This is a genomic window from Streptomyces sp. NPDC032161 (assembly GCF_040636995.1).
Classification (GTDB): domain Bacteria; phylum Actinomycetota; class Actinomycetes; order Streptomycetales; family Streptomycetaceae; genus Streptomyces.
Map to the genome: position 1 here is coordinate 1,214,171 of NZ_JBEZVN010000001.1, position 26,043 is coordinate 1,240,213.

Consider the following 26,043-nt stretch of genomic DNA (forward strand, 5'->3'; position numbering starts at 1 on the left):
AGATCACTTGACCTCGACAGCGGCGCCCGCGCCCTTGAGGGCCTCGGCGGCCTTGTCGGCGGCCTCCTTGTTGACCTTCTCGAGGACCGGCTTCGGGGTGCCGTCGACGAGGTCCTTGGCCTCCTTCAGACCCAGCGAGGTCAGCTCACGCACGACCTTGATGACCTGGATCTTCTTGTCGCCGGCGCCGGTGAGGATGACGTCGAACTCGTCCTTCTCCTCGGCGGCCTCGGCCGGGGCACCCGGGGCGCCCGGGGCGGCGACGGCGGCCACGGCGGCAGCGGCGGTGACGTCGAACTTCTCCTCGAAGGCCTTCACGAACTCGGAGAGCTCGATGAGGGTCATCTCCTCGAACTGCGCGAGCAGGTCTTCCTGGCTGAGCTTCGCCATGATGGCGTCCTTCCACTAATTCGGCTGGTGCCGGATGTACATGTGAGGCGGGCGTACAGGCCCGCTACGATCGCCGCTCCACCGGAGCCGCGATCACTGCGCGAGCCGAATTACTCGGCACCGCCCTGCTCGGCCTGCTTGGCGCGCAGCGCGTCCACGGTGCGGACGAGCTTCGACGGCAGAGCCTGGAAGAGCGAGGCAGCCTGGGACTGCTTGCCCTTGAAGGCACCGGCCAGCTTGCTGAGCAGAACCTCGCGGGACTCGAGGTCCGCGAGCTTCTTGATCTCATCGGCGGACAGCGCCTTGCCGTCAAGGACACCGCCCTTGATGACGAGGTTGGGGTTGTCCTTGGCGAAGTCACGAAGACCCTTCGCCGACTCCACCGGGTCACCGGTGATGAAGGCAACCGCCGTCGGACCCGCGAAAAGGTCGTCGAGCGAGTCGATCCCGGCCTCGTTGGCCGCAATCTTGGTCAGCGTGTTCTTCACCACGGCGTACTGGGCGTTCTCACCGAGCGAACGGCGCAGCTGCTTGAGCTGGGCCACGGTGAGACCCCGGTACTCGGTCAGCACGGCGGCGTTCGAGCTGCGGAACTGGTCCGTCAGCTCGGCTACCGCGGCAGCCTTGTCGGGCCTTGCCATGAGCGTCGGCCTCCTTCCGGGTGATGAGGACCGCTCAGAAGGGGCCGGGAAAGACGAACGCCCCGGCGCAGGCGCCAGGGCGTAGCTCGACCGAAAGGAATCCGGGAGCTCTCCACAGTCACCTGCGCGGGTCGCCCGTACTCGACGGATCCTTCGGTCGCCGTTCCCTTCTACGAGGGCACGGCGACGACCAGCGGTCTTTGGCTTCTGTGTGAGAATACGCGACCGGTGTCGCGTCGGGCAAATCCGTCCGCTCCCGCGACGGCACGCGGCCTCAGCCGGTGGGGGCGCCGGTCTTCTGCTGCTGTTTCATGAGGTCGGTGAACTTGACCGTGTCGCCGGCCGACGGCTTCTCCACGGAGACCTTCGTGCCGTAGTCGCTGTAGTAGACGGTCGAGTTCATCTCGCCGGTCTTCATCTTGGCGCGCTCGGTCTTCTTGACCAGCAGGTCGTTCTCGTCGACCCAGATGTCGACCTGCTCCGTGGTTATCCCTACCTCGTCCAGCTGCTTCTTCAGCTCGGTGAGCTGGGCGGCGTCGAGGGCGGAGTTCTTCTCGGTCAGCCCGGCGACGTCGAGGGTGCCGGCGTAGTGCGTGGTGCGGACCCCGCGCACGTCCTCCTCGCCGACCTTCTTCACGTCGCCGGAGGCCAGCAGGGACTGCACGCCCTGGTTGGGCGTGGCGTTCTGCATCTGCTGCTTCATCGCCTCGCCGGAGGCGCCCGCGAGCTTGGCGAGGTCGGCGTAGTCGTAGCTGATCCAGCGCTTGCCGCCGGACTGCTGGGCGAAGCCGTCGCCCATGTTCACGGCGTAGCCGTCCTTGTAGTAGCGGGCCTCCATCGCGCCGCTGCCACCGCTCTGCTTCATGGCGTCCGCCATGCTGCCGCCGGTGTAGGTGATCTGCATGGTGCCCGTCAGACCGTCGGACCAGTCGACGACGCCGGTCTGCTTCATGGACATGAGGGTGCCCATCTCGGTGGTTCCCTCGACCTTCGCCGAGTTGACCCCACCCGTCTTCTTCTGCACCTGACGCAGCGCGGCGATCGGGTCGAACTTCTCGGCACCGCTGCAGGACGTGACGGACGTCAGCGCCGCCGCCACCGCCACCGCCAGGCCCACCCGTCGCGCAGTACTGGTCCTCATGACCGTTTCCACCCCTCGTTCGACTCTCGGACCCTCACGCTAACGCACAGGTCTGACACAGCCCGCTCATGCGTACGGACATCTCGTGCGTACGGATACGGGGACGGGCCCCGCACCTGAAAAGGTTGCGGGGCCCGTCGATGTCACACGTGACGCGGCGTACGGCCGAGCGCGGGGGCTCAGACGGCGGCCGGGTCCTCCTCGACGAGGAGGTTGCGGGTGCGGTTGGCGTCCAGCGGGATGCCGGGGCCCATCGTGGTGGCCAGGGTGGCCTTCTTGATGTAGCGGCCCTTGGCGGCGGACGGCTTCAGACGGAGGACCTCCTCCAGCGCCGCACCGTAGTTCTCCACCAGCTTGGTCTCGTCGAAGGAGACCTTGCCGATGATGAAGTGGAGGTTCGCGTGCTTGTCGACACGGAACTCGATCTTGCCGCCCTTGATGTCGGTGACGGCCTTGGCGACGTCGGGGGTGACGGTGCCGGTCTTCGGGTTCGGCATCAGACCACGCGGACCGAGCACGCGGCCGAGGCGGCCGACCTTGCCCATGAGGTCCGGGGTGGCGACGACGGCGTCGAAGTCCAGACGGCCCTTCGACACCTCGTCGATGAGCTCGTCGGCGCCGACGATGTCGGCGCCCGCGGCTTCCGCGGCCGCAGCACGGTCACCGGTCGCGAAGACCAGGACCCGGGCGGTCTTGCCGGTGCCGTGCGGGAGGTTCACGGTGCCGCGGACCATCTGATCGGCCTTGCGCGGGTCGACGCCCAGGCGAAGGGCGACCTCGACGGTGCCGTCGAACTTGGTGGAGGCGGTCTCCTTGGCGAGACGGACGGCCTCGAGCGGCGCGTAGTTGCGCGACCGGTCGACCTTGGCGTCCGCAGCGCGGAGGTTCTTGCTGCGCTTCACTTCTGCTCCTGTGTTCTCAGGGTGTGGAGTCGTGGTGCGGGCCAGCGCTCGGCCCTACCACTGCGTACGAAAGGGGCTGGGTCAGCCTTCGACCGTGATGCCCATGGAACGGGCGGTGCCTTCGATGATCTTCGACGCGGCGTCGAGGTCGTTGGCGTTCAGGTCGGGGAGCTTCGTCGTGGCGATCTCGCGGACCTGGGCGGCCGTCAGCTTGGCGACCTTGGTCTTGTGCGGCTCGCCGGAGCCCTTCTCCACACCCGCGGCCTTGAGGATCAGCTTCGCGGCCGGCGGAGTCTTGGTGACGAAGGTGAAGGAACGGTCCTCGTAGACCGTGATCTCCACCGGCACGACCATGCCACGCTGCGACTCGGTCGCGGCGTTGTAGGCCTTGCAGAACTCCATGATGTTGACGCCGTGCTGGCCGAGCGCGGGGCCGACCGGCGGGGCCGGGTTGGCCGCACCGGCGTTGATCTGGAGCTTGATAAGCCCCGTGACCTTCTTCTTCTTGGGAGGCATTGCTCTCTCCGGGTCCTAGTGAGAGTGTTCCGCCACCATCCGGTCATCCGGATGGAGGCATACCGCGCAACGATAACGGGTATGGCTGCGCGACCAAAAACCGAGCAGGTCAGACCGGCGACGAAACCGGCCCGACCTGCTCGGTAGGCGTGCGTCCAGAAATCCGCGGAAGACCGTCAGTTCTTCTGGATCTGGTCGAAGCTGAGCTCGACCGGGGTCTCGCGACCGAAGATCTCGACGAGACCCTTGACCTTCTTCGAGTCGGCGTTGATCTCGTTGATCGTCGCCTGGAGCGTGGCGAACGGGCCGTCGGTGACGGTGACCGAGTCGCCCACCTCGAAGTCGAGCACCTGCACCTCGACCTTGCGGGCCGGCGCCGGCTTGCCCTCGGCCTCCGCTGCCTCGCGGGCGGCCTTCTCCTCCGCCTCCGGGGCGAGCATCTTGACGATCTCGTCCAGGGTCAGCGGGTACGGGTCGTAGGCGTTGCCCACGAAGCCGGTGACACCGGGGGTGTTGCGTACGACGCCCCAGGACTCGTTCGTCAGGTCCATGCGGACCAGGACGTAGCCCGGGAGCTTGTTCTGGCGGACGTTCTTGCGCTCGCCGTTCTTGATCTGGACGATCTCTTCCTCGGGCACCTCGGCCTGGTAGATGAAGTCCTCGACGTTCAGCGAGACGGCGCGCTGCTCCAGGTTGGCCTTCACGCGCTTCTCGTAACCGGCGTACGTGTGGATGACGTACCACTCGCCGGGCAGGCCGCGGAGTTCCTCGCGCAGGGCTGCGACGGGGTCGACCGGAGCGGCCTCCTCGGCATCGCTCTCGTCGTCGTCGGAATCCGCGTCGGCTGCGGCGTCGTCCTCGATGTGCAGGGCGGCCTGCTCGGCAGGCTCCCCTGCGGCGGCGTCGGCAGCTTCGGCCTGGTCCGGCTCCTCGGCGTCCGCCGCCTCGACGATGTCGAGCTCGTCCTCGGCGGACTCGAAGGCGCCCGCCGTCGGCTCGACGGCGTCGTTCAGGTTCGGGTCAGACACGGTGGCTGCTTCTTCCTGGCTACATATGGGTGGAACATGCGAAAGGGGCGCCCATGAGGCGCCCTCCGCGGGATCAGCCGAAGACGTACTTGATGACCCGCTGGAATCCGAAGTCAATCACGGTCACGAGGCCGATCATGACGACGACGAAAGCGATCACCACAGTGGTGTACGTCGTCAACTGGGAACGAGTCGGCCAGACGACCTTGCGCAACTCGGCGATGATCTGGCGGTAGAACAGCGCGAGGCGCCCCAGGGGGCCCTTCTTTCCGCGCTTGCCGCCCTTCCGGGTCTTCTTCTTCGACTCGGGTACTTCATCCTCGGCATCAGGCATGTCGATGGAGCCCACGGCGTCCGTCACGCTTCTCACCTGATTCCGGGTCGTGGCCGTGCCGCGCCCGGTGGAGCCGCACGGCGGTGCATTGAAGTACGTACATGCGCACACTTCCTGGCGAAGGAGTGTGTAGCAGGGCCGGAGGGACTTGAACCCCCAACCGCTGGTTTTGGAGACCAGTGCTCTACCAATTGAGCTACGACCCTTTGTGGTTTCCACCAACCTACCGCATCTTCCCGGGTGCTCCGGGAGGGGAAGCGATTCGGCCGGTGAAGGCCAACGACAGGTGAGTGTACGTGTTCGGCGGCCCGGCGTCGAACAGATAGCTCGCGGCCTCCCCCGCCGCATGTCGTGCGCGGGCCGTGCGGATGCCCTCGGGATCCTGTCCGCTCCCCGAAACCCTCGCGCCGCCGGGCCCGGCGGTCTGGGACCATGGAGGCCATGAGCGCTGCAACCTCTCCGTCCGAGCGCCGGGTCTCCGCGCGCGTCGGCGCGATCTCCGAGTCCGCCACCCTCGCCGTCGACGCCAAGGCCAAGGCCCTCAAGGCCGCCGGCCGCCCGGTGATCGGCTTCGGCGCCGGCGAGCCCGACTTCCCGACCCCCGGCTACATCGTCGAGGCGGCCGTCGAGGCCTGCCGCAACCCGAAGTACCACCGCTACACCCCGGCGGGCGGGCTCCCCGAGCTCAAGGCCGCGATCGCGGAGAAGACGCTGCGCGACTCCGGCTACGAGGTCGACGCCTCCCAGATCCTCGTGACCAACGGCGGCAAGCAGGCCATCTACGAGGCGTTCGCCGCGATCCTCGACCCGGGCGACGAGGTCATCGTCCCGGCCCCGTACTGGACCACCTACCCCGAGTCGATCCGGCTGGCCGGCGGCGTCCCGGTGGAGGTCGTGGCCGACGAGACCACCGGCTACCGGGTCTCCGTGGAGCAGCTGGAGGCGGCCCGCACGGAGAAGACCAAGGTGGTCCTCTTCGTCTCGCCCTCCAACCCGACCGGCGCCGTGTACGCCGAGGCCGAGGCCGAGGCGATCGGCCGCTGGGCCGTCGAGCACGGCCTGTGGGTGCTGACCGACGAGATCTACGAGCACCTGGTCTACGGCGACGCGAAGTTCACCTCGCTGCCGGCGATCGTGCCCGAGCTGCGCGACAAGTGCGTCGTGGTCAACGGCGTCGCCAAGACGTACGCGATGACCGGCTGGCGGGTGGGCTGGCTCATCGGCCCGAAGGACGTCGTCAAGGCCGCGACCAACCTCCAGTCGCACGCCACGTCCAACGTCTCCAACGTCGCCCAGGTGGCCGCGCTGGCCGCCGTCTCCGGGGACCTGGACGCGGTCGCCGAGATGCGCACCGCCTTCGACCGGCGCCGCCGGACCATCGTCCGGATGCTCGACGAGATCGACGGCGTGCTGTGCCCGGAGCCCGAGGGCGCGTTCTACGCGTACCCCTCGGTGAAGGGGCTGCTCGGCAAGGAGATCCGCGGCAGGCGCCCGGCCACCTCGGTCGAGCTGGCGGCGCTCATCCTGGACGAGGCCGAGGTCGCGGTCGTACCCGGCGAGGCGTTCGGCACGCCGGGTTACCTGCGCCTCTCGTACGCCCTGGGCGACGACGACCTCGTCGAGGGCGTCTCGCGGCTCCAGAAGCTCCTGGCGGAGGCCAAGGCGTAGCGGCGCCGGAATTCCGTCACCGACCCTCGGCCCCGGCCGGGGGTCGCTTGTTTGTTCGTACGCAACCCCTGATTGGCAAAGCGGCTACCGCCGGACCCCGCGCGTGCGGCAAGATCCTGGGATGGAGCGTGATGTACGGCTGTTGCCCAAGGCCCACCTGCACCTGCATTTCACCGGGTCGATGCGGCCCACGACCCTGCTCGAACTCGCCGACAAGTACGGCGTGCGCCTGCCCGAGGCCCTGACCGGTGGAGAACCGCCCCGGCTGCGGGCCACGGACGAACGGGGCTGGTTCCGCTTCCAGCGGCTCTACGACATCGCCCGCTCCTGCCTGAGGGCCCCCGAGGACATCCAGCGGCTGGTGCGCGAGACGGCCCAGGAGGACGTCGTCGACGGTTCCGGCTGGCTGGAGATACAGGTCGACCCCACCTCGTACGCCCCGCTGCTGGGCGGACTGATCCCGGCGATCGAGATCATCCTGGACGCGGTGGACGCCGCCTCGCGCGAGACCGGTCTGCCGATCCGGGTGGTGATCGCGGCGAACCGGATGAAGCACCCGTTGGACGCCCGGACGCTGGCCAGGCTCGCGGTGCGGTACGCGGACCGGGGCGTGGTCGGCTTCGGGCTCTCCAACGACGAGCGCCGGGGCATGGCCCGGGACTTCGACCGGGCCTTCGCCATCGCCCGGGACGGCGGTCTGCTGGCCGCCCCGCACGGCGGCGAGCTGTCGGGCCCCGCCAGCGTGCGGGACTGCCTGGACGACCTGGACGCCTCCCGGATCGGGCACGGTGTCCGGGCCGCCGAGGACCCCCGGCTGCTGCGCCGGCTGGCGGAGAGCGGGGTGACCTGCGAGGTGTGCCCGGCGTCGAACGTGGCGCTGGGCGTCTACGAGAAGCCCGCCGATGTCCCCCTGCGCACTTTGTTCGACGCCGGGGTGCCGATGGCGCTGGGCGCGGACGACCCGCTGCTCTTCGGCTCCCGGCTGGCCGCCCAGTACGACCTCGTACGGCACCATCACGCGTTCACCGACGAGGAACTGGCGGAGCTGGCCCGGCAGTCGGTACGCGGCTCCGCCGCGCCGGCCCCGGTGCGCACGGAGCTGCTGACGGGCATCGACGACTGGCTGGCGGAGCCCGTCGGCTGAACCGCGGGCGCCGCGCGGATCCGTCCGGCCGCGCGCCCGGCTCGCGGATGCGCGCGAGCGAGTGTTCACTCCCCGGGGAGGTGCGTCATGAGGATCACGGTGTTCGGTGCGACGGGCGGTGTCGGCCGGGAGATCGTCCGCCAGGCGGTGGCGGCGGGCCACGAGGTGACGGCGGTGGTGCGCGATCCGGCGCGGCTGCCCGTACCGCCTCCCGGGGTGAGCGTCCGCACGGTGGCGCGGCTGGAGGATCCGGAGGCGCTGCGCGAGGTGGTGGCGGACCGGGACGCGGTGCTCTCCGGACTCGGCTCGCGCGGGCGGAGGGCCGACGGCGTGGCGGAACGGCTGACCCGGTCCGTGCTGCGGGCGATGGAGGCCGAGGGGACGCGGCGGCTGGTCGTGGTCAGCGCGGCCCCGGTCGGCCCGCGCCCGTCCGACGACCCGCTGGTGGACCGGCTGATCCGCAAGGTGGTGGGAGCGGTCCTCAGGGAGGTCTACGCGGACCTGACGCGCATGGAGGCCGCGCTGGCCGAGAGCGACACGGACTGGACGTCGGTACGGCCGCCGAAGCTCACCGACGGCCCGCTGACGGGCACGTACCGGACGGTCGTCGGCGGCGGTCCGCGCGGCGGCCGGACCATCTCACGGGCCGATGTGGCCCACGCGATGCTGGCGCTGGTCGACGACCCGGCCGCGGTGCGGCGGGGCGTGGGCGTGGCGTACTGAGTCCCCGGCGCGCCGGGGACTGTGCCCGGGCCCGGCGTACCGTCCGGCGCCCCGCACGTCCGCCGTACGCGTCCTACAGGCTCACGCCGACCGTGACGGGTTCGTTGACGAGCGTGACGCCGAACGCCTCGTGGACCCCGGCGACGACCTCGCGGGCGAGCGCGAGGAGGTCCTCGGTGGTGGCGCCGCCCCGGTTGGTGAGCGCGAGGGTGTGCTTGGTGGAGATGCGGGCCGGTCCGGTGCCGTAGCCCTTGGTGAAACCGGCCCTGTCGATGAGCCAGGCCGCGGAGGTCTTGACGCGTCCCTCGCCCGCGGGGAAGGCGGGGGGCGTCACGTCGGGGCCGAGCCGGTCCCGGACGCGGACGAGGAACGCCTCGTACTGGGCCGCCTCCAGGATCGGGTTGGTGAAGAAGGAACCGGCCGACCAGGAGTCGTGGTCCTCGGGGTCCAGCACCATGCCCTTGCCCGCGCGGAGCTTGAGCACGGTGTCGCGGGCGGCGGAGGCGGGTACGCGCTCGCCCTGTTCGACACCCATGGCGCGGGCCGTCTCGGCGTACTTCAGGGGCGCGGACAGGCCGCCCGCGTCCTCCAGCTCGAAACGGACACGGAGCACCACGAAGCGGTCGGGTTGGGCCTTGAAGCGGCTGTGCCGGTACGAGAACGCGCATTCGGCGTTGGAGAGGATGACCGTTTCACGGGCCTGCCGGTCGTAGGCCACGACCTCCGTGATCGTGGAGGCCACCTCCTGGCCGTAGGCGCCGACGTTCTGGATCGGCGTCGCCCCGGCGGAGCCCGGGATGCCGGCCAGGCACTCGATGCCCGCGAGACCGGCTTCGACGGTGCGGGCGACCGCGTCCGTCCAGATCTCCCCGGCAGCCAGCTCCAGCGCCGTGCCGTCCAGGGCGAAGCCCTGGGTCGCGATGCGCAGGGCGGTGCCGTCGAAGCCCTTGTCGCCGATGACCAGGTTGCTGCCGCCGCCGATGACGAGGAGCGGAGTGCCGGTGTCGTCGGCCTCGCGCACGGCCTCGATCACCTCGGCGTCGGTCGTCGCCGTGAGGAGGCGGGAGGCGGGACCACCGAGACGGAAGGTGGTCAGCGGGGCGAGGGAGGCGTCGTGGAGTTCCTGCACGGGGACAAGAGTACGGTCCGCCCGTGGACGGCCCGGGCGCGCGTCTCCGGGCGCGCCCGGTCCGCGGCCCCACCGCTCGGGCGGGGCCGCGGACCGGGGCGGTCGGGGCCGGGGGCCCGGAGGGACGCGAGGGCCGCGCTCAGACGGCGGCGGGGACGCGCTCCCCCGCCGCGTCGTCGGCCGCCGCGGTCTCAGGGGCCGGGGCCTCGCCGCGCCCCGGGATCAGCAGCGCGACGAGGGCGGCCAGCGCCACCGCGCCGGCGCCGATCCACACCGCCGGGACGGTGCCGTCCGTGAAGGCGCGCGCCGACTCGTAACCGCCGCGCGAGGAGAAGACCGTGGCGAGCACGGCGACGCCGAGGGCCCCGCCGACCTCGCGCAGCGCGTTGTTGGTGCCGGAGGCGATGCCCTGCTCGGCGGGACGGACGCTGGACATCACGAGCCCGGCGGCGGGCGCGAAGTACAGGGCCATGCCGACGCCACTGACGATCAGGCCGGGCAACTGCGCGGCGTACGAGGCGTCGGGTTCGAGGACCAGGGCGAAGAGGGCCAGGCCGGCCGCCTGGAGGGCGAGCCCGGTGACGACCACCGGACGCCCGCCGAACCGGTCGGAGAGCATCCCCGCGATCGGCGCGACCAGCATCGGCATCCCGGTCCAGGGCAGCATCCGCAGGCCCGCCTCGGTGGGCGAGTAACCCAGCACGGCCTGGAGGTACTGGCTGAGCAGGAAGATCGCCCCGAACATGCCGAGGAACATCAGCAGACCGGCCGCGTTGATCCCGAAGAACGCGCGGCTGCGGAACAGCCGCATGGGCAGCATCGGGTGCTTCGCGCGGAAGCCGTGAACGACGAACGCGCCGACGAGCACGGCACCGGCGAGCAGCGAGCCGAGGACGGTGGGGCTGGTCCAGCCGTCCTCGTTGGCGTTGACCAGGCCATGGACGAGACCGAAGAGGCCGCCGCTGACCAGGAGCGTTCCGGGAACGTCGAGCCGTGCGCCGGGCGCGTACGACTCCGTCAGCCGCAGCCGGGCGAGCGGCATCAGGAGCAGGCCGACCGGAACGTTCAGCCAGAAGATCCACTGCCAGGACAGGTGCTCGGTGAGGCTGCCGCCGATCAGCGGACCGCCGGCCACGGCCAGTCCGGAGACGGCGCCGAAGATGCCGAGCGCGGCACCCCGGCGGGCGGGCGGCACGGCGGCCGTGAGGAGGGTGAGCGTCAGCGGCATCATGATCGCCGCACCGAGGCCCTGCACGGCCCGGAAGGCGATCAGCTCGCCGATCCCCGACGAGAGGGCGGCCGCGGCGGAGGCGCCGGTGAAGACGGCGAGCCCGACGAGGAAGAGCCGACGGCGTCCGAACCTGTCGCCCAGGGCCGCTCCGAGCATGAGCAGGACCGCGAAGGTGAGGGTGTAGGCGTTGACCGTCCATTCGAGCTCGGCGAGTTCGCCGCCGAGGCTCTTCCGGATGGAGGGCAGGGCGGTGGTGACGACGAGGTTGTCGAGGGCCGCCATGAAGGCGGCGACGCTGGTGATGACGAGGGTCCAGACCGCTCCCGAGCGGCCCGACACTGGCTGGTTCACTGCTCTGCTCCCCCTAAGGATTAGTTATCAATTACTAACTTGCTTGGACAGAAAGCCGGACGGAAGACCGGACGGAGCCAGGTCGGACCGGATGGAACCGGGTCGGGCCGGACGGTCGCCGGTCGCCGACGGGATCAGGCGTGGCCCGGGGCGGACTGTCCGGAAGACCGGTGTCGTACCGCCCCAAGGGCCGGCACGGACCAGCGGAACGGATCGGCGGATGGTTTCAGTTCGAGGGCCCGGGCACGCATCCCGGCTTGGCCGGGTCGTAGAACCCGGCCCATACCCGGTGCTCGGGCGGGAAGCCGAGCGAGGTCAGGGTGTTGATGAGCATTCCGTACGCGAAGAAGACGGTCGTCTCCTCGATGTCGGCACCGAGGGCGAGATGGACGTCGTCCCACATCCGCAGCCACGCGGCGCGCAGGACCTCGCCGAACTCCCGGTCCCCCGCGCTCACCATGGCGGCGTACATCTGCATCTGCATCCGGAGCTTCTCGGGATCGTCGACGATGAGGCGCTGATACGCGCCGGCCATCGCCGTGACCGCCGCGTCGCCCTCCAGCCCCTCGGCCGCGTCGGTGAACACCTTCCTCGTGTCCGAGATGCAGCGCTCGGCGGCGGCGAGGAACATGGCCTGCTTGTTGGGGAAGAGGCGGAAGAGATACGGCTGCGAGACGCCGACACGCCTGGCGATCGCCTCCGTGGAGGTGGCGTCGTAGCCGCCGCGGGCGAATTCGGTGATCGCCGCGCGGATGACGCTCTCGCGCCGTTCTTCCGCACTCATCCTTGCCATGCCATGAAGTTAGTATGCAATCACTAACTTGGTCAAGCGGATCACCCCCGGCCCCCTCGTGGGGAAGCCGGGGCGCCACGCCCCGGGACCTCGCGCGGGCCGACCTCTGCCCGGGCCGACCTCTGCCGGGGTCTGCCTCGGCCCGGGTCGGCCTGAACGCGGCGGGAGGGGCGGGACGCGGCGGGAGCGGACGCGGCGAGGGGCACCGCCCCAGGACGGTGCCCCTCGCGCGCTCGCCCGCCCGCGCCCGCGGATACCCGCGTTCGCGGGCCCGCTCGCCGTCTCAGGCGAGCTGCACCACGGCCCGGGCCATGCCCAGCACCTTCTTGCCCTCGCTCATGGCCGTCAGGTCCACCCGCACCCGCTTGTCGTCGAGCAGGGCGGCCACCTTGGCGCCGACCTCGATCAGGGCGCCCTCGTCGTCGTTCGGCACGACGACCGGCTTGGTGAACCGGACCCCGTACTCGACGACCGCGCCCGGGTCGCCCACCCAGTCCGTGACCACGCGGATCGCCTCGGCCATGGTGAACATGCCGTGCGCGATCACGTCCGGCAGTCCGACCTCGCGGGCGAACTTCTCGTTCCAGTGGATCGGGTTGAAGTCCCCGGAGGCGCCCGCGTACTGGACCAGCGTCGCCCGGGTCACCGGGAAGGACTGCGCGGGCAGTTCCGTACCGACCTCGACCGACCCGTATCCGATCCTCGCCGTCATCACGCCTCCTCGGCGGCGCGCGCCACCAGCTTCGTCCACGCGGTCACCACGCGTTCACCGGACGCGTCGTGGACCTCGCCGCGGATGTCCAGGACGTCGTTGCCCGCCAGGGACTTGATGCCCTCGATCGTCGAGGTGACCGTCAGCCGGTCCCCCGCCCGCACGGGACGCATGTAGGCGAACTTCTGGTCGCCGTGCACCACACGGCTGTAGTCCAGGCCCAGCTGCGGATCCTGCACCACCTGCCCGGCGGCCTTGAAGGTGATCGAGAAGACGAACGTCGGCGGCGCGATCACGTCGCTGTGGCCGAGCGCCTTGGCGGCCTCGGGGTCGACGTACACCGGATTGGCATCGCCCACCGCCTCGGCGAACTCGCGGATCTTCTCGCGGCCGACCTCGTACGGCGGGGTGGGCGGATAGGTCCGCCCCACGAAGGACTGGTCGAGCGCCATGAGCTCGCTACCTCCTGATGAAAGATGAAAAAGGCCGAAACAACAGCCCCATACAACGACACGAGGCCGCCCCCATCGGGGACGGCCTCGTGTACGAGCCTGATTCAGCGCGTTTCGCGGTGCGCGGTGTGGGAGTTGCAGCGCGGGCAGTGCTTCTTCATCTCAAGACGGTCCGGGTTGTTACGCCGGTTCTTCTTGGTGATGTAGTTCCGCTCCTTGCACTCCACGCAGGCCAGCGTGATCTTCGGGCGGACGTCGGTGGCAGCCACGTGAGTGCTCCTTGACGGACGGATGGACGGATGAACGCAAAAAAGAGTAGCCGATCGAAGGACCGACCCCGCAATCGGCTACCGTGAGTAGCGGTGACCGGACTTGAACCGGTGACACAGCGATTATGAGCCGCTTGCTCTACCGACTGAGCTACACCGCTTTGATGACAGGTCCCCCCGCCGAAGCGGGGATTCCCGATCACCAGAGCCCCAATGCGGAATCGAACCGCAGACCTTCTCCTTACCATGGAGACGCTCTACCGACTGAGCTATTGGGGCGAGCGAGGAAGACATTACACGCTCGGTCGCCGGTTGCCCAAATCGGTTTGAGCGCCCCGCTCCGAGCGCCCGGTCCGCCCGCCCGTCATCCGCCCCGCCCCCGCTTCCCGGCCGCCTGAACAGCGCCTCGGCCGCCACACGGGCCACGGCCGTTCCGCCCCGGCGCGCACGCACCCGCGGCCACCACCACCCCGTTCCCGGCGGCGCCGACCGGTTCTTCCGCGGCCCCGACAGGGTCGTCACCCGCCCCGTGGGCCACGGCGTTCCCTCGGGCTCGCCCCGGTAAGCCGACGCTGCCCCGGACACCCTCCTCGGCCCGTACGTCCCCGGAGCCACACCGGTACGACTATTTCGCTCCTCCTCGAACCGGACCGAACACGCCCCTAGGCTCGACTCACTCTGCGTGATCTTCCGCGCTTTCCAGTCGCCTCTTCTCCCCCCTCCCAGCCCTTGCACCCCTCGCACCCCCTGCCAGGGACTTCCCGTTCCAGGAGCGCGATGCCCGAGAGCCATCCGCGGCCGTCCGACGACCACGCCGACGACCACGCCGACGACCCGGCCGACACGACCGACGGCCCCGACACCGCCACGACCGCCGAGACGAACCCCCTGGTGCTCTGCGGCGCCCGCCTCACCGACGGCCGCGTCGTGGACGTACGGCTCGGCGGCGGCCGTATCGAGGCCGTCGGCACCGCGGGCAGCCTGGCCGTCCCCGGCGCCCGGGTGGACCTGCGCGGCCATCTGCTGCTCCCGGCCCCCGTCGAACCCCACGCCCACAGCGACACCGCACTCACCGCCGACGGCACGGGCCCCGGCATCCCGGGCCCCGTCTCGCACCGGCCCCAGGACATCCAGCGCCGGGCAACCGAGGCCGCGCTGCTGCAGCTCGGCCACGGCGCCACCGCGCTGCGCGCGCACGTACGGATCGGCTCGGTCCAGGGCCTCGCCTCGCTCGACGCCGTCCTGCGCGCCCGGGACTCGCTGCGCGGCCTCGTCGAACTCGCGCCGGTCGCCGTGCCCCGGCTGCTCACCGGCGTCGCGGGCTCCGACAACCTGGCCATGCTGCGCGACGCGGTGAAGATGGGGGCGTGCGCGGTCGGCGGCTGTCCCGACCTCGACCCCGACCCGGCGGGCTACGCGGAGGCCGTGCTGGAGATCGCCGCCGAGCACGGCTGCCCCGTCGACCTGCACACGGACGGTGACGACCCGGCCCGGCTCGGACGGCTGGCCGCCGTGGCGGGCGGGGTGCGGTCCGGTGTCTCCGTCGGCCCGTGCGCCGGTCTGGCCCGGCTCCCCTCGCAGTCCGCGACCCGGGCCGCAGACCAGCTCGCCGCGGCCGGGGTGACGGTGATCTGCCTCCCCCAGGGCGGCTGCTGCGGGGTGGAGGGCCGGGGCACCGCGCCCGTGGGGCTGTTGCGCGCGGCCGGGGTACGGATCGCGGCGGGCAGCGGCGCGCTGCGGGACGTCACGAACCCGGTGGGCCGCGGGGACCCGCTGGAGGCCGCCTATCTGCTGTCCTCGCAGAGCGGACTGCGGCCCGACGAGGCGTACCGGGCGGTCTCCTCGGCCGCCCGGAAGGCGATGGGCCTGCCCGAGGTCCGGATCGAGGCGGGGTTCCCGGCCGAACTGCTCGCCGTGCGCGGGGAACAGCTCTCGGGCGTGCTGTCGCTCGCGTACAGCCGGATCGTGGTGCACCGCGGCCGGGTGGTGGCGCGGACGAGCGCCGTGCGCGAGTACTGCGACTCGGAGACCGTCGTCGCCCTCGGCCTGCCGCGCCAGGGTCGGCCGGATCCGTTCGGCGGGCCCTGAGCACGGCGGCCCGCAGCGGCGTACGGTCGGGAACATGCGCATTGTCATCGCAGGTGGACATGGTCAGATCGCGCTGCGGCTGGAGCGGCTGCTCGCCGCGCGCGGGTACGAGGCGGTCGGCGTCATCCGTGATCCGGAACAGAGCGCGGACCTCCGGGCGGCGGGCGCCGAACCGGTCGTCCTGGACCTGGAGTCGGCCTCCGTGGACGACGTGGCGGCGGTACTGCGCGGCGCCGACGCGGCGGTCTTCGCGGCCGGCGCGGGCCCGGACAGCGGCGCGCCGCGCAAGGAGACGGTGGACCGCGGCGCGGCGGTGCTGCTCGCGGACGCGGCCGAACGGGCGGGCGTACGGCGCCTGGTCGTGGTCTCGTCGATGGGTGCCGATCCCGATCACCCGGGCGACGAGGTCTTCGACGCGTACCTGCGGGCGAAGGGAGCCGCGGACGCGTACGTGCACTCCAGGACCGCGCTGGACTGGACGATCCTGCGCCCCGGCATGCTGACGAACGACGCGGGCACGGGGCTGGTCCGTCTGGCCGTCTCGACCGGCCGCGGACCGGTGCCGCGCGACGACGTGGCGGCGGCGCTGCTGGAGCTGCTGGAGACCCCAGCGACGGCGGGGCTGACGCTGGAGCTCGTCTCGGGGAACGTGCCGGTGGCGGTCGCGGTCAAGGACGTGGCGGGCAACTGACCCCCGGCTGCCCCGGCCGACCCCGCCGCCGTCCGTGGCATCGACGAGAACCGCGTGCGGCGCCCGGGGGCACGCGGGCCGGCGGCGCCCGCGTACAGCGCTCCGGGCCACGCGGACCGGCGGGCGCCCTCAGTCGCGCGGGGCCGGGCGGACCGTGATGCCGTGGCGCTCCAGCAGCGCGGCGGTGACGCCGTCGCCCTCGCGGAGCCGGCCCGTGAACGTGCCGTCGTAGACCGTGCCGCGCCCGCAGGAGGGGCTGCGGCTCATCAGCAGCGCCTCGGCGCACCCGGCCCCGCGCGCGACCTCCAGCGCGCGTTCCGCGCCGTCCACGAACTCCCGTGTCACGTCGTGCCCGGTGTCGTCGACGACGCGGGCGCGGCCCTCCAGCACGTCGTGCCCGTCGCCGCCGACGATCTCCGCGGGGCGGCGCGGGGTGGACAGTCCGGCTGCCACCTCCGGGCAGAAGGACACCGCCCGACGGTCCCCGATGGCCTCGGTCACCGCGTCGGACGCCTTGCCCCGGCCGTCGAAGCGGCACGGCACACCGCGCAGACAGGCGCTGACCAGTACGGGTGCGGGTGCGGGTGCGGATACGGGTTCCATGCTCACGACCTCGGCAGCGGGCCCGCCGCACAGGCCGACGGGCCAAGGAAACGAAGAAGGCCCCTGTCTTGTGAACAGGGGCCCTTTCCTGTGGCGGCGCCAGGATTCGAACCTGGGAAGGCTGAGCCGGCAGATTTACAGTCTGCTCCCTTTGGCCGCTCGGGCACACCGCCTGGGATCGTCACCGTCGAGAACCGCTTTTCGGCGGTGCTCCCTGGCAACGACGTAAACGATACCCGATGCCCGGGGGTGCTCCGCCACCGGATTGACCAGCGGCTCGATCGGGTCCGGATGGCTAGGCTTTGACCGGCGGGGCGGGGCCGGGAGGCCCGCGACCGCCCCCGTACGTACCCCGTTTCCCAGCACCCCCGATCCAAGGAGCCACACGTCATGGCCGACTCCAGTTTCGACATCGTCTCGAAGGTCGAGCGGCAGGAGGTCGACAACGCCCTCAACCAGGCCGCCAAGGAAATCTCGCAGCGTTACGACTTCAAGGGCACCGACGCCTCGATCGCCTGGTCCGGCGAGAAGATCCTGATGTCGGCGAACGGCGAGGAGCGGGTCAAGGCGATCCTCGACATCTTCCAGTCCAAGCTGATCAAGCGCGGGATCTCACTCAAGGCGCTGGACGCGGGCGAGCCGCAGTTGTCCGGCAAGGAGTACAAGATCACCGCCTCGATCCAGGAGGGCATCTCCCAGGAGAACGCGAAGAAGGTGGCGAAGATCATCCGCGACGAGGGCCCGAAGGGCGTCAAGGCTCAGGTCCAGGGCGACGAGCTGCGGGTCAGCTCGAAGAGCCGGGACGACCTCCAGGCCGTCCAGGCCCTGCTGAAGGGCAAGGACCTCGACTTCGCGATCCAGTTCGCGAACTACCGCTAGCTAGGGCGTGTTCCGAAAGTAGCGTCGTCCGCCCGAAGGGCGGGGCGTCTGTTTCCCGGTCGGGGAGGGCGCGTCGGGGCGGCACGGAGAACTCCGGACGCCGCCCCCGGCACGCCCTCCCCGACCGTCGCTGTCCGGCCGTTCGGCCGCGTCGCGCCCCGGCCGCATGCCACGCTGGGGGGATGTTCTCCGAGTCCACCACCCCCGACGGCCGGCACACCCCGGCCGAACCGACGCCGCTCGCGGGCGGTGAGGTTTTCCGGAGCGCGGATGCCGGGACGGTGCTGGACTTCTGGCGCTACGCGATGCCCGATCTGCGGACCAACACGACCCGGGGCCTGCTCGCGGAGTTCCTGGTCCACCGCGCGGTCGGCGCCGAGCAGCGCAACGCGGAGTGGGAGAGCTTCGACGTCCTGGCACCGGACGGGCTGAAGATCGAGGTCAAGACCAGTGCCTACCTCCAGGCGTGGGGGCAGCGCCGACTGTCGGAGATCCGTTTCTCCCGGCTGCGCGGGCGGATCCGGACGCCCGAGGACGGCGATGCCGCGGAGCAGTCCTACAACGCGGACGTCTACGTCTTCGCACTCCACACCGCGCGCACCCACGCCGCGTACGACCCGCTCGACGTCGGCCAGTGGTGCTTCCACGTCGCCTCCCGGGCTCGCGTGGAGGCCACGGGGCAGGCCAGTCTGGGCCTGGCCTCCGTACGGAGGCTCTGCGGCGAGCCCGTCGGCTACGGGGAGCTCGCGGAGCGGATCAGGGCCTGTGCCCTTCGGCCGCTCCCGTTCCCCGGTGCCACCACCGACGCCGTCGAAGCCGTCGAAGCCGCCCCTGCGGATGCGTGACAGACGGCGGGTGACGGGTGACAAGCGACGACATCGTTCCGGCGCGATGTCCGAATACCGCCGGTCGCGGTGCGGCCGCGGACGCAGACTGGTGAGTGCCGGACGATGATCCTGTCGCCCCCGGCACGACAGGCGCGGAGAGGACGAGCCATGACCATGTACGCGACGGTCGACAGCCCGCTGGGTGAACTGCTGCTGGTCGGCGAGGAGACCGCCGACGCGGCCGGAGGGGTCGCGCTCGCCTCGCTCTCCCTGCCCGGACAGAAGGGCGCCGCGGTCGTCCGGGCCGACTGGGTCCGCGCGCCGGACGCCTTCGAGGGGATCGCCGCACAGCTGCGGGAGTACTTCGCGGGGCGGCTGACCCGTTTCGACATCGTGTACGCCGACGGCGCGGGCACGGACTTCCAGCGCCGGGTGTGGGCCGCGCTCGACACCCTCCCGTACGGGGAGACCGTGTCGTACGGGCAGGTCGCCGAGCGCGTCGGGGCGTCCGGGGCGGGTGTGCGGGCCGTGGGCACGGCGATCGGCCGCAACCCGCTGCTGGTCGTGCGGCCGTGCCATCGGGTGATCGGCGCGGACGGGGCCCTGCGCGGCTACGCGGGCGGCGTGGAACGCAAGGAACGGCTGCTGAGGCTGGAAGGCGCCCTGGTGGTGCGCTGACATGTCCGGGCTCTTTCCCAGACCGCGGGCCGTCGTGGCGCCGGGGGCCGTGCACGTGCCGGAGTGGCTGTCGCCCGCGCGTCGGCGGGAGCTGGTGGCCGCCTGCCGGGAGTGGGCGCGAGGGCCGGTGCCGCTGCGGCACACGGTGCTGCCGGGCGGCGGTGTGATGTCGGTACGGACGGTCTGCCTGGGCTGGCACTGGCAGCCGTACCACTACTCGCGCACGGCCGACGACGTGAACGGCGCGCGGGTCGCCGCGTTCCCCGACCGGCTCGCGGAGCTGGGCCGGGAGGCACTGGTGGCGGCGTACGGGGACGAGAGCCGCGCGCGGGCGTACGCGCCGGACGCGGCCCTCGTCAACTTCTACGACGGAGCGGCGCGGATGGGCATGCACCAGGACAAGGAGGAACGGTCCGGTGCCCCGGTTGTGTCGCTCAGCATCGGCGCCACCTGCGTCTTCCGCTTCGGGAACACGGAGAACCGGGGAAAGCCCTACACGGACGTGGAGTTGGCCTCCGGCGACCTGTTCGTCTTCGGCGGGCCGTCGCGCTTCGCCTTCCACGGCGTACCGAGGATCGTCGCCGGGACGGCCGATCCCGCGTCGGGGCTGGGCCATGGCCGGCTCAACCTGACCCTGCGCGAGACGGGCCTCGGCCCTTCCGGATAGTCCGGGCGTTCCGCAGGGCCCGAGAATCGGACGGCCCGAGGAGCGTCAGGGGCGAGCGGCTCTCCCGGCGCCGACAGACACCGCGCCGGCGGTCACGGGTCGTATGCGCGCGCCGAAGTCGGGCCAGGGCTCCATGTCGGCTTCCTCGTCCTCCGCCTCCTCGCAGTGCCACGCGGTGCCGTCCAGCCAGGCGTGCAGCCACTGGGCGAGATCGGGCTTGTCCACGTACCAGGCGAGCTCGGGCTCGCCGACGTTCGGCTCGAAGAGCAGGACCGTGGTGCGCTCGCTGCGGCAGTCCACGCAGGAGTACATCCCACAGCCCAGGCTGCATATCGGCAGCACGCCCTCCGGCCACGGCCACGCCCCCTCCTCCGCGTCGTCCCGGCGCAGCGCGAGGTACTGCGCGACGGCGGACTCCTCCCCGTCGGGCGTCCGGTCGCCGATCAGCGGCAGGAAGCCGTACGCGGGCCCGAAGCCGCCGTTGGCCGTCCGGGTGTACAGCGCGGTCAGCAGCGGCGGCAGAGGGAAGCCCAGGGCGGCCTCGGCCCGCTCGACGCCCTCGGCGGACAGGGGCGCCGGAAGGGGGTGCGCCGCCCAGCGCGGCCCGGTGCGCGCGGTCTTCTCCACGGCTGCCAGCAACTGCTCGATGTCCATCATGCGTTCATGGTGAGTGACGGCACTGACAATCGGCCGGAGCGGTGGTCCGGGCCGTCGGCCGGGACCGGCGGCGAAGGGCGCTGCCGGGCGAAACACGTGGAAGGCTGGGAATCATGAAGCTGCTGCAACTGATCCTGAACGTCCTGTGGGTGGTGTTCTGCGGGTTCTGGATGGCCCTCGGATATCTGGTGGCCGCGATCATCTGCTTCGTGCTGATCGTGACGATCCCGTTCGGCATCGCGTCCCTGAGGATCGCGGGCTACGTCCTGTGGCCGTTCGGGCGGACCACCGTGGAACGGCCCGACGCGGGGGCGCCCTCGTTCGTCGGCAACGTCATCTGGCTGGTCTTCGCCGGGTGGTGGCTGGCGCTGGGGCACCTGCTGACCAGCATCCCGCTGTTCGTGTCGATCATCGGCATCCCGTTCGGCTGGGCGAACCTGAAGCTGATCCCGATCTCCCTCATGCCGCTGGGGCGCGAGGTGGTCCCGACCGACGAGAGGTTCGGGGCGCGCTAGCGGTCCGGACGGGGGCAGAAGCCGGGATGGAACGGAGGCGGTTCGCGCGGAGCGCCTCGTGCGTCCCGGGGCCGGTGCGCGGGGCCGACGGCCTCACGGGCGGCGGCCCGCCATCTGTTCCAGGCGGGCGATGCGCTCCGCCATCGGCGGGTGCGTCGAGAACAGCTTGGACATGCCCTGACCGGGGCGGAAGGGGTTCGCGATCATCATGTGGCTCGCGGTCTCGATCCTCGGCTCGGGAGGCAGCGGGAGCTGCTGCGTCCCCGCTTCGAGCTTCCGCAGGGCACCGGCGAGGGCCAGCGGGTCGCCGGTGAGCTGGGCACCCGAGGCGTCCGCCTCGTACTCGCGGGAGCGGCTCACGGCCAGCTGGATGACGGAGGCGGCGAGCGGGCCGAGGATCATGATCAGCAGCATGCCCAGAATGCCGGGGCCCTCGTCGTCGTCGGACCGGCCCACCGGGACCAGCCAGGCGAAGTTGACCAGGAACATGACGACGGAGGCGAGTGCCCCGGCGACGGACGAGATCAGGATGTCGCGGTTGTAGACATGGCTCAGCTCGTGCCCGAGGACGCCGCGCAGCTCTCTCTCGTCGAGGATCTGAAGGATGCCCTCGGTGCAGCAGACCGCCGCGTTGCGCGGGTTTCGGCCGGTGGCGAAGGCGTTGGGGGCCTGGGTCGGGGAGATGTAGAGCCGGGGCATGGGCTGCCGGGCGGCCGTCGAGAGCTCGCGGACCATGCGGTACAGCCCCGGCGCCTCGAACTCGCTCACGGGGCGGGCGCGCATGGCCTTCAGCGCCAGCTTGTCGCTGTTCCAGTACGCGTAGGCGTTGGTGCCGACGGCCACGAGGAGCGCGACGATCAGGCCCGTACGTCCGAAGAAGCTTCCGATGACGATGATGAGCGCGGAGAGACCGCCGAGAAGTACGGCGGTCTTCAGCCCGTTGTGCCGGCGGTGCACGGTACGCCCTCCAAGTGGTGCGGCAGGGGAACCCTTTGCTCGGTGGTCTCCACTCCCCCAGTGGAGCCTCCCGTACGGGTCAACGCCAGGCGAGGTGAGCTAGTTCCCTTGTGCGTGCCGCCGCGGGGCGGGGCCGGGACGGGACACGCGGTCCGGGCGGGCGCTGCGCCGTACGGGTGGCGGGCCCGTGCGCACCTTGTCACCCGTGTCCGTACCGTGCCGATCCGCGCTCCCGGGCGGGGTCCGTGCCGCGTCCGGGAGTCGTGTCCGGGCGGGTCAGCGCTGGGCGGGGAACCCGGCGACCGCGAGGGCCTCGGGGTCCGGCTCGATCTCGCTGGTGCAGTGGGCGCAGCGGGAGGCGATGGCCGGGATCTCGGTGTAGCAGCGCGGGCAGTCGCGAACGGCGGCCTTGATGTCGACCTTCTCGTCGGCCTTGGAGAAACGGTTCTGGACCTTCGCCATGGGCACGACGACGCCGAAGTAGAGCACCGCGGCGGTGATCAGGAAGGCGATGGCGGCGGCCAGGAACTTCCCGTACGGGAAGACCGTGCCCTCGATCGCGAACTCCGCGGAGCTGAAGTCGCCGACCGAACCGGTGGCGAGGCCGATCAGCGGGGTGATGAACGCGGTGCTGAATCCGGTGACGACGGCGGTGAACGCGGATCCGACGGCCAGACCGATGGCCATCGAGATGATGTTTCCGCGCAGGATGAAGTCCTTGAACCCGTTCAGCACTGCTTTTGCTCCCTCTGGGACCTGGGTGTGTTGTCGCGATGTGCGGCCCTAGACCTTGCCCTGTGCGGACCGTCCCGGGCAAACCGATCTTGGGTATGTCAGAAGAGGCCGACGGCGGCGAATTCCAGGATGGTCTGCGGGACTCCGGAGAGCACGATGCCCGCGACGGCGGTGAGGGCGATCGCGAGAGTGACGGGGACCGGGACATGGTGCCTGGCGGGGGCGGGTGCGGCCGGTGTCGCTCCGGCGGGCCGGTCCGGGACCTCGTCCGCCGCCCGCTCCGGGGCGCGGAAGAGCACCGCCGTCCACCGCAGGTAGTAGTACAACGCGATCACTACGTTGACGGCCATGACGACCGCGAGCCAGCCGAGTCCCGCGTCGACGGCGGCGGAGAAGACCGTGACCTTGGCGAAGAGGCCGATGATGCCGGGCGGCAGACCGGCCAGGCAGAGCAGGAAGAAGGCCAGCGCGAGGGCGGCGAGGGGGCGGTGGGCGTAGAGGCCGCGGTAGTCGGAGAGCCGGTTCCCGGGGCGGGTACGGGCGACGAGCGCGGCGACCGCGAACGCGCCGAGGTTCACGACGGCGTACATGAGGGCGTACGCGACGGTGGAACCGACGTGCCGGTCGCTGGCGTACGCGGCGGCGGCGATCGGCACCAGGAGGTAGCCGGCCTGGCCGACGGACGACCAGGCGAGCAGGCGTACGGCGCTGCGGGCGCGGCCGGCGTTCTGGCGCAGGGCTGCGACATTGCCGACGGTCATGGTGAGGGCGGCGAGGACGGCGAGGGCCGGTCCCCAGACGTCCGCGTACGCCGGGAAGCCGATCACTGTGACGAGGATGAGGCCGGAGAAGCCGGCCGCCTTGCCGACGACCGAGAGATAGGCGGCGACCGGCAGGGGGGCGCCTACGTAGGTGTCGGGGACCCAGAAGTGGAAGGGCGCGGCGGCCGTCTTGAAGGCGAAGCCGACGAGGGTGAGGACGACGCCCGTCTCGGCGAGGGTGCCGAGCTGTCCGGGTACGTCGTCGAGCCGGGCGGCGAGTTCCGTGAGGTGGAGGGTGCCGGTGGCCGCGTACACGAAGCTGACGCCGAGGAGCATGACGGCGGTGGCGACGACGGAGGACAGGAAGAACTTCAGCGCGGCCTCGGAGGACCGGCGGTCGCCGCGCTTGAGGCCGACGAGGGCGAAGGCGGGCAGCGAGGCGACTTCGAGGGCGATGACGAGGGTGGCGAGGTCGCGGGCGGCGGGCAGCAGCACGGCGCCGGCCGCGGAGGACAGCAGCAGGAACCAGAACTCGCCGGCCGGGAGCCTGCGGGTGTCGTCGAGCGAGAGCAGGGCGGTGAGCAGGGCTCCGACGAGGACGAGGGCCTGGATGACGAGGGCGAAGTGGTCGGCGGTGTAGCTGCAGGCCCCGGTGGCGCCGGTGCCGGTGGCGGCCGGGGTGAGGCAGAAGGTGGAGCGGTCGCCGTCCCGCAGCGGGACGAGGAGGGCGAGGGCTGCGACGAGTCCGGCGAGGGTGATCAGGCCGAGGATCTGCTTGCGTTCCCTGGGCAGGAAGAGGTCGGCGACCAGGACCACCAGGGCGGCGGCCGCGACGACGACGGGGGGCGCGATCGCGAGCCAGTCGACGGACTGGACGAGGCTGGTGGTGCTGTCGGCGGCCGTGGTGACGAGACCGGTGCCGCCGTGGGTCGCGGTGGCGGCGAGGCCGGGCGCGGTGGTGACGGCGCTCAGGGCGGCGGCTGTGGTCACGACTTGCCTCCTGCGAGGAGCTTCTGCACGGCCGGATCGGTGAGGCCGAGGAGGACGGCGGGCCACAGGCCGGCGAGGACGGTGAGGGCGACGAGCGGGGTCCAGGTGGCGAACTCGTACGCCTGGACGTCGGCGAGTCGCGGTTCCTCCCGCTTCGCGCCGGTGTCGCCCATGCAGACGCGGCGTACGACGATCAGCATGTACGCGGCGGTGAGCAGGGTGCCGAACGCGGCGATCGCCATGAAGGTGAGAAAGGCGGGGCGGCTGAGTCCGTCGGCGGGGTCGAAGGAGCCGAACAGGGCGAGCATCTCGCCCCAGAACCCGGCGAGGCCGGGCAGGCCGAGGGAGGCGATCGCGGCGAAGGCGAGGAGACCGCCGAGGCGCGGCGCCCGGCCGTAGAGCGCGGCCCCGGTCGCGCCGGAGAGGGTGTCGAGGTCGGCGGTGCCGTAGCGGTCCTTGACGGCACCGACGAGGAAGAACAGCAGGCCGGTGATGAGGCCGTGGGCGATGTTGGCGAAGAGCGCGCCGTTGACGCCGGTGGGGGTCATGCTCGCGATGCCGAGGAGGACGAAGCCCATGTGTCCGACGGAGGAGTACGCGATCAGCCGTTTGAGGTCGCCCTTGGATCCGGGGCGGGCCAGCGCCAGGCAGGCGAGCGATCCGTAGACGATGCCGACCACCGCGAAGGCGGCGAGGTAGGGCGCGAAGGTGTGCATGCCGTCGGGGGCGGCGGGGAGCAGGATGCGGACGAATCCGTACGTGCCCATCTTCAGCAGGACACCCGCGAGCAGCACCGAGCCGACGGTCGGGGCGGCGGTGTGGGCGTCGGGGAGCCAGCTGTGCAGCGGCCACATCGGGGTCTTCACTGCGAGCCCGATCCCGATCGCCAGAACGGCGATGACCTGCACGGACGTGGTGAGCCCACGGCCGTTGTCAGTGGCGAGTGCCACCATGTCGAAGGTGCCGCTCTTCAGCCCGATGAGGAGCAGGCCCAGCAGCATGATCACCGAGCCGAGGAGGGTGTAGAGGATGAACTTCCAGGCGGCGGCCTGCCTGCCCGCACCGCCCCAGCGGGCGATCAGGAAGTACATGGGGATGAGCACCATCTCGAACGCCAGGAAGAACAGCACCAGGTCGAGGACGGCGAAGGCCGCGAGGGTGCCGGATTCCAGGGCGAGGACGAGAGCGACGAACGCCTTCGGGGAGGGGCCCTCCGGCTTCTTGAAGTAGCTGTACAGCGCACAGAGGAAGGTCAGCAGCGCGGTCAGTACGAGGAGGGGGAGCGAGATGCCGTCGATGCCCAGGTGGATGCGGACGTGGAGCGCCGGGATCCAGCTGATGTCGGTCGTAGCCTGCATCTTCGACGGATGGTCGTGGTCGAAGCCCGCGGCGAGGAGGAGCGTGGCGGCGAGGACCGCCCCGGTGACGGTCACGCCGTGGCGGAGCACGGCCTGGTCGGGGCCGGTGCCCTTCAGTCCGGGCGGGGCGGGCAGCAGAGCGGCCACGGCGCCGACGAGCGGGGCGAGGACGACGAACGCGAGAAGGAACTGCATCACGGATTCACTGATATC

The 26,043-nt window shown here is 71.2% G+C and carries 29 protein-coding genes and 4 tRNA genes; 10 read left to right on the forward strand and 23 right to left on the reverse strand.

What is annotated here, in order from left to right; genetic code table 11:
* Nucleotides 1-3: 3 nt before the first annotated feature.
* The 8 genes from rplL to AB0E67_RS05260 all read right to left on the reverse strand — a co-directional run bounded on the left by rplL (nt 4) and on the right by AB0E67_RS05260 (nt 5,158).
* Nucleotides 4-390 (reverse strand): 50S ribosomal protein L7/L12, encoded by a 387-nt coding sequence (gene rplL, locus AB0E67_RS05225; RefSeq protein ID WP_073786756.1) that lies wholly within the window; start codon nt 388-390, stop codon nt 4-6.
* 110 nt (nt 391-500) lie between these two features.
* A complete protein-coding gene (rplJ, locus tag AB0E67_RS05230) occupies nt 501-1,031 on the reverse strand; it encodes a 50S ribosomal protein L10 (protein ID WP_360112075.1) in 531 nt (176 codons plus the stop codon).
* A 274-nt stretch (nt 1,032-1,305) separates the two neighbouring features.
* Complete coding sequence (locus tag AB0E67_RS05235) at nt 1,306-2,172, reverse strand: hypothetical protein (protein WP_362021067.1); 867 nt, start codon at nt 2,170-2,172, stop codon at nt 1,306-1,308.
* Nucleotides 2,173-2,351: 179 nt separating this feature from the next.
* The gene (gene rplA, locus AB0E67_RS05240) at nt 2,352-3,074 is read right to left on the reverse strand and encodes a 50S ribosomal protein L1 (protein WP_351521130.1); all 723 of its coding nucleotides are present in this window, start codon (nt 3,072-3,074) and stop codon (nt 2,352-2,354) included.
* 81 nt (nt 3,075-3,155) lie between these two features.
* Nucleotides 3,156-3,590, reverse strand: coding sequence for a 50S ribosomal protein L11 (rplK, locus tag AB0E67_RS05245; protein ID WP_073786749.1), 435 nt, complete (start codon nt 3,588-3,590; stop codon nt 3,156-3,158).
* 176 nt (nt 3,591-3,766) lie between these two features.
* Nucleotides 3,767-4,618: a transcription termination/antitermination protein NusG gene (gene nusG / locus AB0E67_RS05250; RefSeq protein ID WP_073786748.1), complete on the reverse strand. Its 852-nt coding sequence runs from the start codon at nt 4,616-4,618 to the stop codon at nt 3,767-3,769.
* 73 nt (nt 4,619-4,691) lie between these two features.
* On the reverse strand, nt 4,692-4,979 hold the full coding sequence (gene secE, locus AB0E67_RS05255; RefSeq protein WP_073786747.1) for a preprotein translocase subunit SecE: 288 nt from the start codon (nt 4,977-4,979) through the stop codon (nt 4,692-4,694).
* Nucleotides 4,980-5,085: 106 nt separating this feature from the next.
* Nucleotides 5,086-5,158, reverse strand: a tRNA-Trp gene (locus AB0E67_RS05260).
* Between the two features lie 235 nt (nt 5,159-5,393).
* On the opposite strand from AB0E67_RS05260, the gene AB0E67_RS05265 reads away from it, so the two are divergent.
* The 3 genes from AB0E67_RS05265 (at nt 5,394) to AB0E67_RS05275 (ending at nt 8,487) form a co-directional block, all read left to right on the forward strand.
* Nucleotides 5,394-6,620, forward strand: coding sequence for a pyridoxal phosphate-dependent aminotransferase (locus AB0E67_RS05265; protein WP_362021072.1), 1,227 nt, complete (start codon nt 5,394-5,396; stop codon nt 6,618-6,620).
* Between the two features lie 121 nt (nt 6,621-6,741).
* The gene (locus tag AB0E67_RS05270) at nt 6,742-7,764 is read left to right on the forward strand and encodes an adenosine deaminase (protein ID WP_362021074.1); all 1,023 of its coding nucleotides are present in this window, start codon (nt 6,742-6,744) and stop codon (nt 7,762-7,764) included.
* Between the two features lie 87 nt (nt 7,765-7,851).
* Nucleotides 7,852-8,487: an NAD(P)H-binding protein gene (locus AB0E67_RS05275; RefSeq protein ID WP_362021076.1), complete on the forward strand. Its 636-nt coding sequence runs from the start codon at nt 7,852-7,854 to the stop codon at nt 8,485-8,487.
* Between the two features lie 73 nt (nt 8,488-8,560).
* Here the strand turns inward: AB0E67_RS05275 and AB0E67_RS05280 are convergent, their stop codons facing one another.
* The 8 genes from AB0E67_RS05280 to AB0E67_RS05315 all read right to left on the reverse strand — a co-directional run bounded on the left by AB0E67_RS05280 (nt 8,561) and on the right by AB0E67_RS05315 (nt 13,703).
* Nucleotides 8,561-9,616 carry a UDP-N-acetylmuramate dehydrogenase gene (locus tag AB0E67_RS05280; RefSeq protein ID WP_362021079.1) on the reverse strand — a complete coding sequence of 352 codons (1,056 nt, stop codon included), beginning with the start codon at nt 9,614-9,616 and terminating at the stop codon, nt 8,561-8,563.
* A gap of 139 nt (nt 9,617-9,755) precedes the next feature.
* The gene (locus tag AB0E67_RS05285) at nt 9,756-11,198 is read right to left on the reverse strand and encodes a DHA2 family efflux MFS transporter permease subunit (protein WP_362021081.1); all 1,443 of its coding nucleotides are present in this window, start codon (nt 11,196-11,198) and stop codon (nt 9,756-9,758) included.
* A gap of 226 nt (nt 11,199-11,424) precedes the next feature.
* Complete coding sequence (locus AB0E67_RS05290; protein WP_362021488.1) at nt 11,425-11,982, reverse strand: TetR/AcrR family transcriptional regulator; 558 nt, start codon at nt 11,980-11,982, stop codon at nt 11,425-11,427.
* Between the two features lie 292 nt (nt 11,983-12,274).
* On the reverse strand, nt 12,275-12,703 hold the full coding sequence (locus AB0E67_RS05295; RefSeq protein WP_362021084.1) for a MaoC family dehydratase: 429 nt from the start codon (nt 12,701-12,703) through the stop codon (nt 12,275-12,277).
* Nucleotides 12,703-13,155: a MaoC family dehydratase N-terminal domain-containing protein gene (locus AB0E67_RS05300; RefSeq protein WP_362021086.1), complete on the reverse strand. Its 453-nt coding sequence runs from the start codon at nt 13,153-13,155 to the stop codon at nt 12,703-12,705. The genes AB0E67_RS05295 and AB0E67_RS05300 overlap by 1 nt, the downstream gene beginning before the upstream one ends.
* Nucleotides 13,156-13,259: 104 nt before the next feature.
* Nucleotides 13,260-13,424, reverse strand: coding sequence for a 50S ribosomal protein L33 (gene rpmG, locus AB0E67_RS05305; protein WP_003956487.1), 165 nt, complete (start codon nt 13,422-13,424; stop codon nt 13,260-13,262).
* An 88-nt stretch (nt 13,425-13,512) separates the two neighbouring features.
* Nucleotides 13,513-13,585: transfer RNA gene (locus AB0E67_RS05310), tRNA-Met, on the reverse strand.
* 45 nt (nt 13,586-13,630) lie between these two features.
* A tRNA-Thr gene (locus tag AB0E67_RS05315) sits at nt 13,631-13,703 on the reverse strand.
* A 498-nt stretch (nt 13,704-14,201) separates the two neighbouring features.
* Here AB0E67_RS05315 and AB0E67_RS05320 point away from each other — a divergent pair.
* Together AB0E67_RS05320 and AB0E67_RS05325 are read left to right on the forward strand one after the other, a co-directional pair.
* On the forward strand, nt 14,202-15,512 hold the full coding sequence (locus AB0E67_RS05320; protein ID WP_362021089.1) for an amidohydrolase family protein: 1,311 nt from the start codon (nt 14,202-14,204) through the stop codon (nt 15,510-15,512).
* Between the two features lie 34 nt (nt 15,513-15,546).
* Nucleotides 15,547-16,203 carry an SDR family oxidoreductase gene (locus tag AB0E67_RS05325; RefSeq protein WP_362021092.1) on the forward strand — a complete coding sequence of 219 codons (657 nt, stop codon included), beginning with the start codon at nt 15,547-15,549 and terminating at the stop codon, nt 16,201-16,203.
* A gap of 129 nt (nt 16,204-16,332) precedes the next feature.
* On the opposite strand, the gene AB0E67_RS05330 is transcribed toward AB0E67_RS05325, so the two are convergent.
* Entirely contained in the window at nt 16,333-16,806 is a 474-nt protein-coding gene (locus AB0E67_RS05330) for a DUF523 domain-containing protein (protein WP_362021094.1), read from the reverse strand.
* Nucleotides 16,807-16,897: 91 nt separating this feature from the next.
* Nucleotides 16,898-16,979: transfer RNA gene (locus AB0E67_RS05335), tRNA-Tyr, on the reverse strand.
* A gap of 217 nt (nt 16,980-17,196) precedes the next feature.
* Between AB0E67_RS05335 and AB0E67_RS05340 the strand changes: the two genes are divergently transcribed.
* The 4 genes from AB0E67_RS05340 to AB0E67_RS05355 all read left to right on the forward strand — a co-directional run bounded on the left by AB0E67_RS05340 (nt 17,197) and on the right by AB0E67_RS05355 (nt 19,857).
* The gene (locus tag AB0E67_RS05340; RefSeq protein ID WP_362021097.1) at nt 17,197-17,685 is read left to right on the forward strand and encodes a YajQ family cyclic di-GMP-binding protein; all 489 of its coding nucleotides are present in this window, start codon (nt 17,197-17,199) and stop codon (nt 17,683-17,685) included.
* A gap of 182 nt (nt 17,686-17,867) precedes the next feature.
* A complete protein-coding gene (locus AB0E67_RS05345; RefSeq protein WP_362021103.1) occupies nt 17,868-18,530 on the forward strand; it encodes a hypothetical protein in 663 nt (220 codons plus the stop codon).
* 150 nt (nt 18,531-18,680) lie between these two features.
* Entirely contained in the window at nt 18,681-19,190 is a 510-nt protein-coding gene (locus AB0E67_RS05350; protein ID WP_362021106.1) for a methylated-DNA--[protein]-cysteine S-methyltransferase, read from the forward strand.
* Between the two features lies 1 nt (nt 19,191).
* On the forward strand, nt 19,192-19,857 hold the full coding sequence (locus AB0E67_RS05355) for an alpha-ketoglutarate-dependent dioxygenase AlkB (RefSeq protein ID WP_362021108.1): 666 nt from the start codon (nt 19,192-19,194) through the stop codon (nt 19,855-19,857).
* Between the two features lie 45 nt (nt 19,858-19,902).
* Here the strand turns inward: AB0E67_RS05355 and AB0E67_RS05360 are convergent, their stop codons facing one another.
* Nucleotides 19,903-20,514: an SMI1/KNR4 family protein gene (locus AB0E67_RS05360; protein WP_362021111.1), complete on the reverse strand. Its 612-nt coding sequence runs from the start codon at nt 20,512-20,514 to the stop codon at nt 19,903-19,905.
* A gap of 113 nt (nt 20,515-20,627) precedes the next feature.
* Here AB0E67_RS05360 and AB0E67_RS05365 point away from each other — a divergent pair, with 113 nt between their 5' ends.
* On the forward strand, nt 20,628-21,029 hold the full coding sequence (locus tag AB0E67_RS05365; protein ID WP_362021114.1) for a YccF domain-containing protein: 402 nt from the start codon (nt 20,628-20,630) through the stop codon (nt 21,027-21,029).
* A gap of 93 nt (nt 21,030-21,122) precedes the next feature.
* On the opposite strand, the gene htpX is transcribed toward AB0E67_RS05365, so the two are convergent.
* From htpX to AB0E67_RS05385, 4 genes are all read right to left on the reverse strand, one after another.
* Entirely contained in the window at nt 21,123-21,986 is an 864-nt protein-coding gene (gene htpX, locus AB0E67_RS05370; RefSeq protein ID WP_362021117.1) for a zinc metalloprotease HtpX, read from the reverse strand.
* A 276-nt stretch (nt 21,987-22,262) separates the two neighbouring features.
* Nucleotides 22,263-22,721 (reverse strand): MscL family protein, encoded by a 459-nt coding sequence (locus AB0E67_RS05375; RefSeq protein WP_073785363.1) that lies wholly within the window; start codon nt 22,719-22,721, stop codon nt 22,263-22,265.
* 98 nt (nt 22,722-22,819) lie between these two features.
* On the reverse strand, nt 22,820-24,334 hold the full coding sequence (locus AB0E67_RS05380; protein WP_362021491.1) for an NADH-quinone oxidoreductase subunit N: 1,515 nt from the start codon (nt 24,332-24,334) through the stop codon (nt 22,820-22,822).
* A gap of 134 nt (nt 24,335-24,468) precedes the next feature.
* Nucleotides 24,469-26,025: an NADH-quinone oxidoreductase subunit M gene (locus tag AB0E67_RS05385; protein ID WP_362021120.1), complete on the reverse strand. Its 1,557-nt coding sequence runs from the start codon at nt 26,023-26,025 to the stop codon at nt 24,469-24,471.
* Between the last annotated feature and the right edge of the window lie 18 nt (nt 26,026-26,043).